Here is a 13853-nt window from a genome sequence, read left to right as displayed (position 1 = left end):
CGGGCCCATACGGGTGACGCAGCCCATCCGCGCGGCCCGGCGTGCCGAAACATCCACCATGAACGACGCCACCCGGAACCCGCGCGAGCCGCACCACGAACCCACCCGCACCGACCGCCTCCTCGCCGCCCTCGGCGGCCTGGTCTCGGCGTACGTCTCCCTGGCCGTCGCGGACCTCGTCGCCTCCCGGGTCCGCCCCGAGGCGGGCCCCGTCCCGGCCGTCGGCGGCGCCGTCGTCGACCGGACCCCGGCGGCCCTCAAGGAATGGGCGATCCGCGCCTTCGGCGAGAGCGACAAGGCCGTCCTCCAACTCGGCATCCTGCTCCTCCTCGCCCTCCTCGCCCTCGCGGTCGGACTGCTCGCCCTGCGCCACCGCGCACTCGGCACGGCGGCCGTCGCCGCCTTCGGCGTCCTCGGGGCCCTCGCCGCCGTCACCCGCCCCGACTCCGAGTCCGCCGTGGACGCCGTCCCCTCCCTCGTCGGAGCCGCGGCCGGCGCGCTCCTCCTCTACGCCCTGACCGGCCGGCTCCTCACCCCCCGACCCGGAACCGCGCGACCCGGAACCGCCGGGGCGGACCGGCGCGGCTTCCTCGTCGTCGCCGCCTCCACCGGCCTCGCCGCGACCGGCGCCGCCGCGCTCGGCCGCGCGGTCGGCAGCCCCGTACAGGAGAACGCCGCCGCCTCCCGCGACGCCCTGCGCCTGCCCCGGCCCGATTCCCCCGCACCGGCCGTGCCCGCCGGAGCGCGGCTCGACGTCCCCGGCCTCGGCCCCTTCGTCACCCCGAACCGGGACTTCTACCGCGTCGACACCGCCCTCCTCGTCCCCAAGGTCGACGCCGACCGCTGGCGGCTGCGCGTCCACGGCCTCGGCGTCCGCGCGGAACGCACCCTCACCCTGCGGGAGCTCATGGCCCGGCCCACGGTGGAGCGGGACATCACCCTGTGCTGCGTCTCCAACGAGGTCGGCGGCCCGCTCGTCGGCAACGCCCGCTGGCTCGGCGTCCCCCTCGCCCCCCTGCTCCGCGAGGCCGGAGTCCGCCCGCCCTCCGAGGGCGGCCCCGCCGACCAGCTGGTCGCCCGCTCCGTCGACGGCATGACCATCGGCACCCCCGTCGAAGCCGTCATGGACGGCCGCGACGCCCTCCTCGCCTTCGGGATGAACGGCGAGCCCCTGCCCTTCGCCCACGGCTTCCCCGTCCGCATGGTCGTCCCCGGCCTGTACGGATACGTCTCCGCCTGCAAGTGGATCGAGTCGATCGAGCTCACCACCTTCGACGCGTACGACGCCTACTGGGTCCCGCGCGGCTGGGCGGCGCAGGCCCCCGTCAAGACCCAGTCCCGCATCGACACCCCGCGCCCCGGCGCCCGCCCCGCCGCCGGCACCGTCATGGTCGCCGGGGTCGCCTGGGCCCAGCACCGGGGCATCCGCCGGGTCCAGGTACGGATCGACGACGGCCCCTGGCAGGACGCCCGGCTCGCGGCCGAGGACGGCGCCGACACCTGGCGCCAGTGGGTCCACCCCTGGGCCGCCACCCCCGGCCGCCACACCCTCACCGTCCGCGCCACCGACGGCACCGGCGCCACCCAGCCGGAACGCCGCACCGACACCATGCCCGACGGGGCACAGGGGTGGCACTCGGTCGTCGTCACGGTCGAAGGACGGTGATCCCGGTGCGTCGCGCGCTCAGAACCAGTGCAGGCAGTGCGGGGAGCGCTCGCCGCGGAACAGGGCGTCGGCGCGGGCGGCCGCGTCCGGCCGGTGGGCCCGGACGTGCCCGGCGCGCACCAGGGTGCTCGGGGCGGTGCCGCCGAGGTAGACCGTGCCCAGGTCCCGCACGTCCAGGGAGAGGTCGGGCTCCCGGTCCGTCGGGACGCATGCGGCCCTGCCGTCCCGGACGGTCAGCAGATGGCGGCCGTGCTCGCCGAGGAACGGGTCCTGCACGTCGAGGACGAGCTCGCCGTCCGCGAACCAGCCGCGCGCGGTCAGCGCGCCCGGCACGTCGAGCAGCCGCACCCAGAGCCCGTCGGTGTCCTTGCCCACCTCACCGGCGCGGAAGTCCGCCAGCTGCCAGCGCAGCGGATGCCCGGGCGGGACGTGCTTGAAGACGACCGTGCCCACCAGGTCGTGTCCGAGCACGAACCGGGCCAGGGCCGTGAAGACGGCGTCGTCGCAGGCGATCGTCTCGTCGACGGTCAGGGTGCGGTCCTCGCCGACGGCGTAACTGGCGTACCCGTCCGGGGTCCCGTCGGCGTCCCGGTGGACCGCGACGTAGCGCGGCGCCGGGGCGACCGGGGGCCGTCCCGCCCGCAGGGCCCACCAGCGGGGCGGCCGGGACAACGCGCCGGGCTGCGTGCGGCGGTACCGGTCGTAGACCGCCTCGAGGACGTCCCCGCACTCGGCACGCCGCAGCACCTCGACCGAGCCGGCGTCCGCCCCCGTCGCCGCGGCGCCGGCCGCCCCGGGGGCCCGGGACGGGGCGAGCGCGGCCCGCCCGCGCGGCACGGTCAGCTGCTGCGTGGAGGTCGCCGGACCGTAGCCGAACCTGCCGTAGATCGTGGCCTCGGAGGCCAGCAGCACGGAGAGGAGGTCTCCCCGGGCCCGCAGCTCGGTGAGCTGATGCCGCATCATCGCGCCGAGCACGCCCCGACGCCGGTGCGAGGGCAGCACGCCCACGGCGGTCACCCCGCCGACCGGGACGAGGACGTCACCGGGCAGGGTGAGCTCGAAGGAGTACGAAGCGGCGGTGCCGACGGGCCGTCCGTCCGGCGCCAGGGCGAACAGGCCGCGCTCCATCTCGAGCGCCGACCACCAGACCCCGCCGCCGTCCTCGGCCGGCGTCTCGGGGAAGAGCCCGAACGCGGTGTGCATCGTGTCGACGAAGACGCCGCGGTCCTGGTCGGTCGTGGGACGGATCTCCATCGGTACTGCTGCCTCCCGGAACACCGGCGCCACCGTCCGTGGCGCCCCGCACAGTGCAGCCCCGCCCCGGAGCCGGGTCAAACGATTTTCCGCTCCGGAACGGGACCCCGGGGACGGAGACCGACGGCGTAACGAACCGGTTCCACCGGTCCGTTCGCGGCGCACATGAGGGAGACTGCTCCCGTGCGTGGACATCTGCCGGACGAGAACCCCGGTTTCGTGGGGCGCCGCACGGAACTGGAGCGCGTCTCCGCCGCGTTGGCGGACCACCGACTCGTCACCGTGACCGGCGTCGGGGGAGTGGGGAAGACCCGGCTCGCGCTGCGCGCCGCGCACCGCGCCGCCGACGCCCACCCGGACGGCGCCTGGTGGACCGACCTCTCCCAGCTCGACGGCGAGCGGCTCCTCGTCCCGCTCGTCGCCGACTCCGTCGACCTCGCCGACCACATCCCCGGCACGTCCACCGCCGGACTCTGCCGCCGCCTCGCCGACGACCGGCTGCTCCTCGTCCTCGACTCCTGCGAGCACATCGCCGAACCCTGCGCCCGGCTCGTCACCGAACTCCTCGCCGCCGCCCCCGGACTCACCGTCCTCGCCACCAGCCGCCGCCCCCTCGGCGTCCGCGGGGAGCGGGTCGTCGCCCTCGACCCGCTGCCGCCCGCCGGACGCGACGCCCTGGAGCTCCTCCGCCGGGCCGCCGGCGAGGACCTCCCCGCCGCCGGACCCGCCGGCGAGATCTGCGTACGCCTGGAAGGCATCCCGCTCGCCCTGGAGCTGGCCGCCGCGCAGATCCGCCTCCAGGGCGCCGAAGCCGTCCGCGACCAGCTCGGCACCCGCCTCGACGCCCCGCCGAGCGCCCGCTTCGACCTGCTCGCCCACACCGAGCGGGTCTGGCCGAGCCGCCACCAGACCCTGCGCGCCGCCATCGGCTGGAGCCACGAGCTGAGCACCCCCCTCGAACGCCTCCTCTGGGCCCGGCTCTCCGTCTTCCGCGGCCCCTTCGACCTCGCCTCCGCGACCGCCGTCTGCGCCGGCGGCCCCCTCGATCGCGCGACCCTGCCCGGCGCGCTCGACGGACTCGTCCGCTCCTCCGTGGTCCGCCCGCCGGACGCCGCCGGCCGACTCCGCATGCTCGACACCATCCGCGAGTACGGGGCGACCTGGCTGGACCGCACCGGCGAGACCGCGACGGTCGCCGAACGGCACGCCGCCCACTTCCTGGGCCTGGCCCGCCGGGCCGAGACCGCGTGGCACGGCGCCCGCCAACTCCGCTGGCACCGGACCGCCGACGCGCACCACACCGACCTGCGCACCGCCCTGGACCGGCTGCTGCGCACCGATCCCGACGCCGCCCTCGACCTCGTCGGCTCGGTCGCCTTCGCCTGGTCCTGCCGGGGCCGCCTCCACGAGGCCCGCGACGGCCTCGAACAGGCCCTCCTCCTCAGCGGCGCCCGGGGCCGCGCCCGGGCCCGCGCCCTGTGGGCCCTCGGCGTCACCCTGGTCCTGCAGGGCGAGTCCGGCCCGGCACAGGAGGTGAGCGAGCGCTGCGCCCGGGAGGCCAGGTACGCGGAGCACGTCGAGTCCTCGCCGTACGGGGGAACTCCTCGCGACGACCGCGACCGGACCGGTGACTGCGACGGCGACCGGCCCGGAGATCGCGACCGGCCCGGCGGTCGCGACCGTGACCACGCCCGCCCCGATGACCGCGACCGCCACCGCTACCGGCCCGGTGACCTCACCCTCGACGCCGCCGCCCTCGCCGGGCTCATCGCCCTGACCACCGGCCGGCCGACGGCCGCGCACGTCGTCGTGGGCCACGTCCTCGACGCCGCCCGGGGCGGTCCCGCCGACTCCGCCGCCCGGCTCCGCTGCCGGCTCGTGCGGGTCTTCGCCCTCACCGGCCTCGGCCGCCTCGCCGAGGCCCGGGAGCGGGCGCTCCGGCTGCGCGCCCGGTGCGAGGAGCTCGACGAGCACTGGATCCGCACGGCCCTCGAGTACCAGCTCGCCCTCACCGGCCTCCTGGAGGGCGACCCGGCGACCGCCGCCGGGCACGCCCGGGCCATGCTCGAAGGCACCCGCAGCCTCGGCGCGAGCCTCGGCGTCGCCCTCGGACTCGACGTCCTCGCCACCGCCCTGGCGGCGGCCGGGGACGGCGAGCGCGCCGCCGACGTGAGCGGTACGGGCGAGGCGTACTGGCGCTCCACCGGCCAGCCCCGGCGCGGCCTGCCCGGTCTGCGGGCCCTGAGCGAGAAGTACGCGGACACCGCCCGCGCGACGATCGGCGAACCGGCCTACGAGGAGATCTTCGTCCGCGCCCTCACGGGCCCCCCGCAGGCCGGCCTCGACCGTGCCCTGCGCGTCCCCCGCCAGGGCTGAGGGGGCGGGGCCGCGCCGGGGCCCGGCAGGGCCGAGGAGACGGGGCCACCCGAGACCCGGCGGGGCCCGAAGGGACGGGCCCGCCCCGAGGCCCCGGCAGGGCCGTGAGGACTGCCCGCGTCGAGTCGCCCGGCGGCCCCGGGCGGTCCATCCGGGCGAGGGGCCGGGCCCGCGCGGGGGCCCGGCAGGACTCGCGGGGTGCTCGTGCCGAGGCCCGGCCGGGCCCGCGGAGCGGCCCACATCGAAGCCCGGTGGCCCCGGGGCCGGCCCGCCCCGGCCCGACGTGCCGGGCCCCCGGGCGGGGCGCACCATGAGGGCATGGACGGATCCCTGAGCGATCTGAGCGACATCAGCGCGCCGGGACGCGTGGCCGGCCCCGAGGAGGGCGTCACCGAGCAGGAGCTCGCCCTCGCCGCCCGGAACCACGGACTGCCCCTCGAAGCCCTGCGGTACGACGTCACCCCGCCCGGACTCCACTACGTCCTCGTGCACTACGACATCCCCGCCACCGACGCGGACGGCTGGCGGCTCACCGTCGGCGGCCGGGTCCTGCGGCCGCTCGACCTGGACCTGGCGGCGCTCCGGGCCCGGCCCGCCGTCACCCGCCGGGTGACCCTGGAGTGCGCCGGGAACGGCCGGGCCCGGCTCGTCCCCCGCCCCGTCAGCCAGCCCTGGCTGGTCGAGGCCGTCGGGACCGCCGACTGGACCGGCGTCCCGCTCGCCGCCCTCCTCGCCGAGGCGGGCATCGCGGAGGACGCGGCCGAGGCGGTGTTCACCGGCGCCGACCACGGGGTCGAACGGGGCGTCGAGCAGGACTACCGCCGCAGCCTGCCCCTGGCCACGGCCGCCGACCCGGCCCGGGACGTCCTCGTCGCGTACGCGATGAACGGCGCACCCCTGCCGCCGCAGCACGGCAGCCCGCTCCGGCTCGTCGTCCCCGGCTGGTACGGCATGGCGCACGTGAAGTGGCTCCACGACATCACGCTCACCGACACCCCGTACACCGGTTTCCAGCAGAGCGTCGCCTACCGCCTGCGCCGGGAGGCGGACGAACCGGGGGAGCCCGTCACGCTCATCGCGCCCCGGGCCCTGATGGCGCCGCCGGGCTTCCCCGACTTCATGTCCCGCACCCGCGTCGTGCGCCCCGGTCCCGTGCCGCTCGCCGGGCGCGCCTGGTCCGGGCACGGCCCGATCGTCCGCGTCGAGGTCAGCGAGGACGGCGGGGCGGTCTGGACCGACGCCGAGACCGAACGGGACCCCGCGCACCCCTGGGCCTGGTCCGCCTGGCGCGCCACCTGGAACGCGACGCCGGGGCTGCGTCACCTGACCGTGCGGGCCACCGACGCCGAGGGGAACGTCCAGCCGCTCACCGCACCCTGGAACCGCGGCGGCTTCGCCAACAACCTCGTCCAGCGGGTCGAGGTCCTGTGCACCCCGGACGGCCCGGCCCCGGCCGCCGGGGACGCGTCCACGGTTCCGGCGGGCGGCGCGTAGAGTCGACTCCGGTGCACCCCGTACCAGCGGGTACACCGTCGACCGACCCTGACGAGGAGACTTCCGTGACCGACCCGGCGTCCACCGCCCTCCAGCAGCAGATCGCCCGGGACCTCCAGGTCGCCGACGCCTTCGACCCGAAGGCGGAGATCGAGCGCCGGGTGGCCTTCCTCACCGAGCGGCTCACCTCCACCGGGCTGCGCTCCCTGGTCCTCGGCATCAGCGGCGGCGTCGACTCCACGACCGCGGGCCGGCTCTGCCAGCTCGCCGTGGAGCGGGCCCGCGCCGCCGGCCACGACGCCACCTTCTACGCCATGCGCCTGCCGTACGGCGTGCAGGCCGACGAGCAGGACGCCCAGACCGCCCTCCGCTTCATCCGCGCCGACCGGGTCCTCACCGTGGACGTCAAGGCGGCCAGCGACGCGGCCCTGGAGGCCTGCCTCGCCGGCGGGACGACCTTCCGCGACGCCCGCCACCAGGACTTCGTGCAGGGCAACATCAAGGCCCGGCAGCGGATGATCGCCCAGTACGCGGTCGCCGGCGCCCACGACGGCCTCGTGGTCGGCACCGACCACGCCGCCGAGGCCGTCTCGGGCTTCTTCACCAAGTTCGGCGACGGCGCCGCCGACGTGGTCCCGCTGACCGGCCTGACCAAGCGGCGCGTCCGCGCGATCGCCGACGAGCTGGGCGCTCCCGCCGAGCTGGTGTGGAAGACGCCCACGGCCGACCTGGAGACCCTCGACCCGGGCAAGGCCGACGAGGACGCGCTCGGCGTCACCTACGACGACATCGACGACTTCCTGGAGGGCAAGCCGGTCGCGGAGGCCGCCTACGCCACGATCGTCCGCCGCTATGAACTCACCGAGCACAAGCGGCAGCTGCCCATCGCCCCCTGAGCGCCCGCGGGCGGGGGCGCCCCCGGGGACGCCCCCCCGAGGCCTCCGAGGACGCCCCCCCGAGGCCCCTGAGCGCCCCCGGGGACGTCGACGCCAGGGGAAGGGGCCTGCCCCGGAACACCCCCGCTGTGTGATCCACTGTCCGCGCGGGGGGCGTACCGAACAGGAGCAGAGCAGCGTGACCACCTACCGGCAGCCGGGTCTCGTCCTCACGGACCACCGCTTCCCCGTCCCCCTCGACCACGCCCGCCCCGACGGCGAACGCATCGAGGTCTTCGGCCGTGAGGTCGTCGCGAGCGGCCACGCCGGACCCGGCCGCGAGAAGCTTCCCTGGCTGGTCTACCTGGAGGGCGGCCCCGGCTTCGGCGCCCGCCGGTTCATCGGCCCGCAGGCCTGGCTCGGCCGCGCCGTGAAGGAGTTCCGCGTCCTCCTCCTCGACCAGCGTGGCACCGGCCGCTCCACCCCCGCCAACCGGCAGACCCTGCCGCTGCGCGGCGGCCCGGCCGAACAGGCGGACTACCTGGCCCACTTCCGCGCCGACTCCATCGTCAAGGACTGCGAGCTGATCCGGCGCCGCCTCACCGGCGGCGCCCCCTGGACCGTCCTCGGCCAGAGCTTCGGCGGCTTCTGCGCCACCCACTACCTCTCCACCGCCCCCGAGGGCCTGGACACCGTCCTCGTCACCGGCGGCCTGCCCTCCCTCGACGCCACCGCCGACGAGGTCTACCGCGCCGCGTACCCCCGGATCCGGCGGAAGAACGAGGCCCACTTCGCCCGCTACCCCCAGGACGCCGAACGGGCCCGCGCGATCGCCGCCCACCTCCTCGACCGGGAGGTCGCCCTCCCCGGCGGCGGGCTCCTCACCGTCGAGGCCTTCCAGTCCCTCGGCATCCTCCTCGGCTCCGGCGAGGGCACCCACCAGCTCCACCTGCTCCTGGAGGGTGCCTTCGTGCCCACCCCGGGCGGACCCGAGCTCTCCGACGCCTTCCTGGAGCAGGTCCAGGCCCACCTCTCGTACGCGGGACACCCGCTGTACGCCGTGCTGCACGAGGCCATCTACGCCCAGGGGCAGGGCCCCACCGACTGGGCCGCCGAGCGGATCCGCGCCGAGCACCCCGAGTTCGACGCCCGGGCGGCGCTCGCCGAGGGCGCGACCCCGCTCTTCACCGGCGAGACCGTCCACCCCTGGCACTTCACCACCGACCCCGCCCTGCGCCCGCTCCGCGAGACCGCCGAACTGCTCGCCGCGCGTGCCGACTGGCCCCCGCTGTACGACCCCGAGCGCCTCGCCGCCAACCGGGTGCCGGTGGCGGCCGCCGTCTACCACGACGACATGTACGTCGACACCGCCCACTCCCTGGAGACCGCGCGCGCCGTGCGCGGCCTGCGGACCTGGGTGACCGACGAGTTCGAGCACGACGGCGTGCGGGCCGGCGGGCCCCGCGTCCTCGACCGGCTCCTCGCCCTCGCGCGGGGAGAGATCTGAGGACACAGGTCATAGGATTCGGCGCGCAATCGATCAGCAATGACACCGGGGCACGAGCCCCGGCGCGCACGAGGGGGCCCGGATGGCGGCACGCGAGACACCGGCCTCCGGCCGGGAGCTGAAGTTCCGGGCCCTCATGGCGGAGTTGCGGCGCGGCATCCTCGACGGCACCTGGCCCCCCGGCAGCAAGCTCCCCACCGAGCGGGCGCTCGCCACCGAGACCGGGCTCTCCGTCACCACCGTCCGCCGCGCCTACGAGGACCTCGTCGCCCTCGGCCTCGTCGAACGGCGCCAGGGCGCGGGCACCTTCTCCGCCCACCGGCCCGAGCAGGACCGGGCCGACCGCCGGATCGTCGGCGTCCTCGTCCCCGACACCGCCTTCTACTACCCGCGCGTCCTCCAGGGCATCGAGAGGGAGCTCGCGGCGGTCGGCGCCCGGCTCGTCCTCGCCTGCTCGCACTACGACCCCGCCGAGGAGGACGCCGCCGTCGAACGGCTCCTCTCCGCCGGGGTCCACGGGCTCCTCCTCGTCCCCAGCCTGCACACCGCCACCGACCCGGGCCGGCGCGCCGAGGAGCTCCTCGCCCTGCCCGTCCCCGCCGTCCTCGTCGAGCGCCGGCTCGCCGCCCACGGCCCCGGCGACCCCACCGAGCACGTCTGCACCGACCACGAGGGCGGCGCCTACGACGCCGTGCGCCATCTGCGCGCCCTCGGCCACGAGCGGCTCGGGCTCGTCGCCCGCACCGACGCGCCCACCACCGCGCCCATCGAGTCCGGCTTCGCCCGCGCGCTCGCCGACCTCGGGCTGCCCGCCGCCCCGGCGCACGAGCGGGACGTGATGGCCCGCTGGGACCCGGACCGGGCCGACCGGGCGCTCGCCGCGCTGCGCTCCGCCGGTGTGACCGCCGCGCTCTGCTTCGGCGACCGGGAGGCCGCCCTGATGCTCGGAGCGGCCCGCCGGGCCGGGCTCCGGGTGCCCGAGGACCTCGCCCTGATCAGCTACGACAACGAGTTCGCCGATGTCGCGGAGATCCCGCTGACGGCCGTCTCGCCCCCCAAGTACCAGCTCGGCCGCCTCGCCGCGCAGATCCTGCTCCGGCGGCTCGCCGAGGGGGACGCGGCCCCGCTCCACCAGGTGCAGCTGAGACCGCGCCTGGTGGTCCGGGCCTCCTGCGGCGGGCGGTCGACGGGGGAGCCACAAAAGTCCAAGCGGTGAGTTCGGATTGCTCATGGTGTGCTCTGCTCGCGTGCGGATACAACTCGGTCCGGACCCGCGAGGGCCCCTGCGAGGAGAGGACCCGGACCATGAGCACCCGGACCATGAGCACCCACGTCGGCGCGGAGATCGCCGGCCAGCCCGACTGCTGGCGCCGTGCCGCCGAGATCGCCGACCGCGACGGCGGCCTGCTGCCGTCCCGGGGCGAGCGCGTGGCGGTCGTCGGCTGCGGCACCTCCTACTTCATCGCCCGCGCCTACGCGGCCCTGCGGGAGTCCCTCGGCGCGGGCGAGACCGACGCGTTCCCCGCCTCCGACGCGACCCCGCTCGGCCGCGGCTACGACCGGATCGTCGCCCTCACCCGCTCCGGCACCACCACCGAGGTCGTGGACCTGCTCGCCCGTGCCGCCGGCCGCGTCCCGACGCTCGTCGTCACCGGCGTCCCCGACAGCCCCGCCGGGCGCCTCGCCGACCGGATCGTCGACCTCGGCTTCGCCGACGAACGCTCCGTCGTCCAGACCCGGTTCGCCACCACCGCCCTCCAACTCCTGCGCGCCGGGCTCGGGGTGGACCTCGGACCGGCGATCGCCGACGCCGAACTCGTCCTGTACGAGCGGCTGCCCGCCGCCTGGGAGCGGCGCGGTCAGTTCACCTTCCTCGGCACCGGCTGGACCGTCGGGCTCGCCGACGAGGCGGCGCTCAAGCTGCGCGAAGTGGCCCGCGCCTGGACGGAGTCGTACGCGGCGATGGAGTACCGCCACGGCCCGATCACCATCAGCGACCGTTCGAGCCTGGTCTGCTGCATCGGTCCGGAACCCTCCGGCCTGCGCGACGAAGTGGAGTCCACCGGCGCGCTGTTCGCCGCCGACGCGATCGATCCGGTCGCGGCCCTCGTCCGCGTCCAGCGGCTCGCGGTCGCCCTCGCGGACCGGCGCGGCCTCAACCCGGACCGCCCGCGCCACGTCTCGCGCTCGGTGATCCTCGCCGGGGCGTTCCGCCCGACGGCGTCGGACGCGGCCCGTATCCTGCGGTCATGATCGACACGGATGCGATGGACCTCCCGGAGATGCCCGGCGACTGGCGGCGCGCGCTGTGCGTCGTCGCCCACCCCGACGACCTGGAGTACGGCTGCGCGGCGGCGGTCGCCGCCTGGACGGACGAGGGAAAGGAGGTCGCCTACGTCCTCGCCACCCGGGGAGAGGCCGGCATCGACACCCTCGCCCCGGACGTCTGCGGCCCGCTCCGCGAGCGCGAACAGCGGGAGAGCGCCGCCGTCGTGGGCGTGGACACCGTCGAGTTCCTCGACCACCGCGACGGCGTGATCGAGTACGGGCTCGGCCTGCGCCGGGACATCGCGGCCGCGATCCGCCGCCACCGCCCGGAGCTCGTGATCACCCTCAACCACCGCGACACCTGGGGCGGGGGGCCGGGCGCCCCCTGGAACACCCCCGACCACCTGGCCGTCGGCCGCGCCACGCTGGACGCGGCCGCCGACGCCGGAAACCGCTGGATCTTCCCCGAACTGACCGAGCGGGGCCTGGAGCCCTGGAACGGCGTCCGCTGGGTCGCGGTCGCCGCCTCCAGCACCCCGACCCACGCGGTCGACGCGACCCCGGGCCTGGACCGCGCGATCCGCTCCCTCCTCTGCCACCGCGCCTACATCGAGGCCCTGACGGACGAGGACCCGGAGGAGTACGTCCGCACCTTCCTCACCACGGCGACGTCCCGGTCCTCGGACCGCTTCGGCGGCCGCCCGGCGGTGACGTTCGAACTCTTCGGCCGCTGACGGCGGGAACGGATCCCGCTCACCCCCTCGGCGCAGGCTTCAGCACCGCGAAGATCGCGTCGAAGGGGTCGGCGAGCCAGGCGATGCGGCCGACGTCGGGGATGTCGGCAGGGGGCATCAGGACCGAGCCGCCGCTGCCCCGGGTCGCGTCGGCGATCGCGTCGGCGTCCTCGACCGCGAAGTACGGGACCCAGGACGGCGTCATGCCCTCCTGGGCCTCCGCCACGCCGCCGAAGGAGGCGTCCTCCTGGTCGCCCTCGGCGGTGGAGAGCACCCGGTAGGTCATGCCGGGGGCGTCCATCTCCGACCAGCGCCAGCCGAACAGGGTCCGGTAGAAGGCGAGCGCGGACTCCGGGTCGGGGACGTGGAGTTCGGTCCAGAGGAGGGTGTGGGTCGAGGAGGTCCGCTCCAGGCCCTTCACCCTGCCGGGCTGCCAGACGGCGAACTCGGCACCGGCCGGGTCGGTGAGGCAGGCCATGCGGCCGGCGTCCATGACGTCGAAGGCCTCGACGCGCACCTTGCCGCCCGCCGCCTCGGCGGCCTTCTGGGTGGCGTCCGCGTCCGGGGTCTGGAAGTAGACCGTCCAGGCGCTGCGCGCGCCGTCGTCGAGCGGCCCCAGGGCGCCGACCGTGCGGCCGTCCTGCTGGAAGAAGCCGTAGCCGCCGGCCTCCGGTCCCGCCGACCGGAACTCCCAGCCGAAGACGGCCCCGTAGAAGGCGGCGGCGGCCTCGGTGTCGGGGCTGCCGAGGTCGAGCCAGCTGGGGGAGCCCTGGGTGAACTGCGTACCGAGCATGGAGGTGTCCCGTCCTTGTGTCGTCCGTGGCCGAATGTGGTCACCATGGCCGATCCTCACCCCCGGGTCCGTGCGGCGCAGCCCCGACCGCCCTCTTTCATCCGGCCGGGCGAACCCTCGCCGGGGGCGGCCGCGACCTCGACCGTTCCGCAAGGAACCTTGCCGTTTCTGCAACACTGGCCGTATGACTCGCATGACCGAAGACGACCGCATCGACGCCGTGCTGACCGAGGTCGGCCCCCGGCTCCGCCGGGTCCGCCGTGACCGCGGGGTGACGCTCGCCGAGCTCTCCGCCGCCACAGGGATCTCCGTGAGCACCCTGTCCCGGCTGGAGTCCGGGCAGCGCAGGCCCAGCCTCGAACTGCTCCTGCCGCTCGCCCGCGCCCACCAGGTCCCCCTGGACGAGCTGGTCGGGGCCCCGCCGGTGGGCGACCCCCGGGTCAAGGCGAAGCCCATCGTGCGCCACGGGCGGACGATGTACCCCCTGACCCGGCAGCCCGGCGGGCTCCAGGCGTACAAGGTGATCCAGGAGAAGGCGCACGAGGCGCCGGAGCCCCGGGTGCACGAGGGGTACGAGTGGCTGTACGTGCTCTCCGGGCGGCTCCGGCTCGTCCTGGGCGAGCACGACGTCGTCCTGGCCGCCGGCGAGGCGGCCGAGTTCGACACGCGCGTCCCGCACTGGTTCGGGCCGACGGCCGAGGGCCCGGTGGAGTTCCTGAGCCTGTTCGGACCGCAGGGGGAGCGCATGCACGTCAGGGCGCGCCCCAAGAAGTCCGGCTGACCCCCCGAGAAGTCCCGCCGACCCGGCAAGAAGTCCGGCCGGGCGGTTCCCCCGAGGCAAGCGACCGCTTAGTATGCCACCGACCGCTCGGTACGGAGGAGGCAT

The 13853-nt window shown here is 76.1% G+C and carries 11 protein-coding genes; 9 read left to right on the top strand and 2 right to left on the bottom strand.

Annotated elements, in window-relative coordinates:
- The first annotated feature begins 58 nt into the window (after positions 1-58).
- Positions 59-1666: a molybdopterin-dependent oxidoreductase gene (locus tag ACIGW4_RS02640; RefSeq protein ID WP_399578008.1), complete on the top strand. Its 1608-nt coding sequence runs from the start codon at positions 59-61 to the stop codon at positions 1664-1666.
- An 18-nt stretch (positions 1667-1684) separates the two neighbouring features.
- Here ACIGW4_RS02640 and ACIGW4_RS02635 read toward each other — a convergent pair whose 3' ends face one another.
- Positions 1685-2920, bottom strand: coding sequence for a GNAT family N-acetyltransferase (locus ACIGW4_RS02635; protein WP_123456939.1), 1236 nt, complete (start codon positions 2918-2920; stop codon positions 1685-1687).
- Between the two features lie 183 nt (positions 2921-3103).
- On the opposite strand from ACIGW4_RS02635, the gene ACIGW4_RS02630 reads away from it, so the two are divergent.
- The 7 genes from ACIGW4_RS02630 (at position 3104) to ACIGW4_RS02600 (ending at position 12174) form a co-directional block, all read left to right on the top strand.
- Positions 3104-5296: an ATP-binding protein gene (locus ACIGW4_RS02630; RefSeq protein WP_399578006.1), complete on the top strand. Its 2193-nt coding sequence runs from the start codon at positions 3104-3106 to the stop codon at positions 5294-5296.
- A 318-nt stretch (positions 5297-5614) separates the two neighbouring features.
- Positions 5615-6790, top strand: a complete 1176-nt coding sequence (locus tag ACIGW4_RS02625; RefSeq protein WP_399578003.1) for a sulfite oxidase — start codon at positions 5615-5617, stop codon at positions 6788-6790.
- A gap of 65 nt (positions 6791-6855) precedes the next feature.
- Positions 6856-7686: an ammonia-dependent NAD(+) synthetase gene (gene nadE, locus ACIGW4_RS02620; RefSeq protein ID WP_123456942.1), complete on the top strand. Its 831-nt coding sequence runs from the start codon at positions 6856-6858 to the stop codon at positions 7684-7686.
- A gap of 178 nt (positions 7687-7864) precedes the next feature.
- Entirely contained in the window at positions 7865-9172 is a 1308-nt protein-coding gene (locus ACIGW4_RS02615) for an alpha/beta fold hydrolase (RefSeq protein ID WP_398706548.1), read from the top strand.
- 82 nt (positions 9173-9254) lie between these two features.
- Positions 9255-10388, top strand: coding sequence for a GntR family transcriptional regulator (locus ACIGW4_RS02610; RefSeq protein ID WP_399577999.1), 1134 nt, complete (start codon positions 9255-9257; stop codon positions 10386-10388).
- Between the two features lie 104 nt (positions 10389-10492).
- Complete coding sequence (locus tag ACIGW4_RS02605; RefSeq protein ID WP_398707086.1) at positions 10493-11425, top strand: SIS domain-containing protein; 933 nt, start codon at positions 10493-10495, stop codon at positions 11423-11425.
- The gene (locus ACIGW4_RS02600; RefSeq protein WP_123456945.1) at positions 11422-12174 is read left to right on the top strand and encodes a PIG-L deacetylase family protein; all 753 of its coding nucleotides are present in this window, start codon (positions 11422-11424) and stop codon (positions 12172-12174) included. The genes ACIGW4_RS02605 and ACIGW4_RS02600 overlap by 4 nt, the downstream gene beginning before the upstream one ends.
- Positions 12175-12193: 19 nt before the next feature.
- Here the strand turns inward: ACIGW4_RS02600 and ACIGW4_RS02595 are convergent, their stop codons facing one another.
- A complete protein-coding gene (locus ACIGW4_RS02595) occupies positions 12194-12967 on the bottom strand; it encodes a VOC family protein (protein WP_359591185.1) in 774 nt (257 codons plus the stop codon).
- Between the two features lie 193 nt (positions 12968-13160).
- Here ACIGW4_RS02595 and ACIGW4_RS02590 point away from each other — a divergent pair, with 193 nt between their 5' ends.
- Positions 13161-13748 (top strand): helix-turn-helix domain-containing protein, encoded by a 588-nt coding sequence (locus ACIGW4_RS02590; RefSeq protein WP_123456947.1) that lies wholly within the window; start codon positions 13161-13163, stop codon positions 13746-13748.
- The last annotated feature ends 105 nt before the right edge of the window (positions 13749-13853 follow it).

It is taken from the genome of Streptomyces sp. NPDC053513, assembly GCF_044544765.1.
Lineage (GTDB): Bacteria > Actinomycetota > Actinomycetes > Streptomycetales > Streptomycetaceae > Streptomyces > Streptomyces litmocidini.
This window is presented reverse-complemented; position numbering and strand designations above follow the sequence as displayed.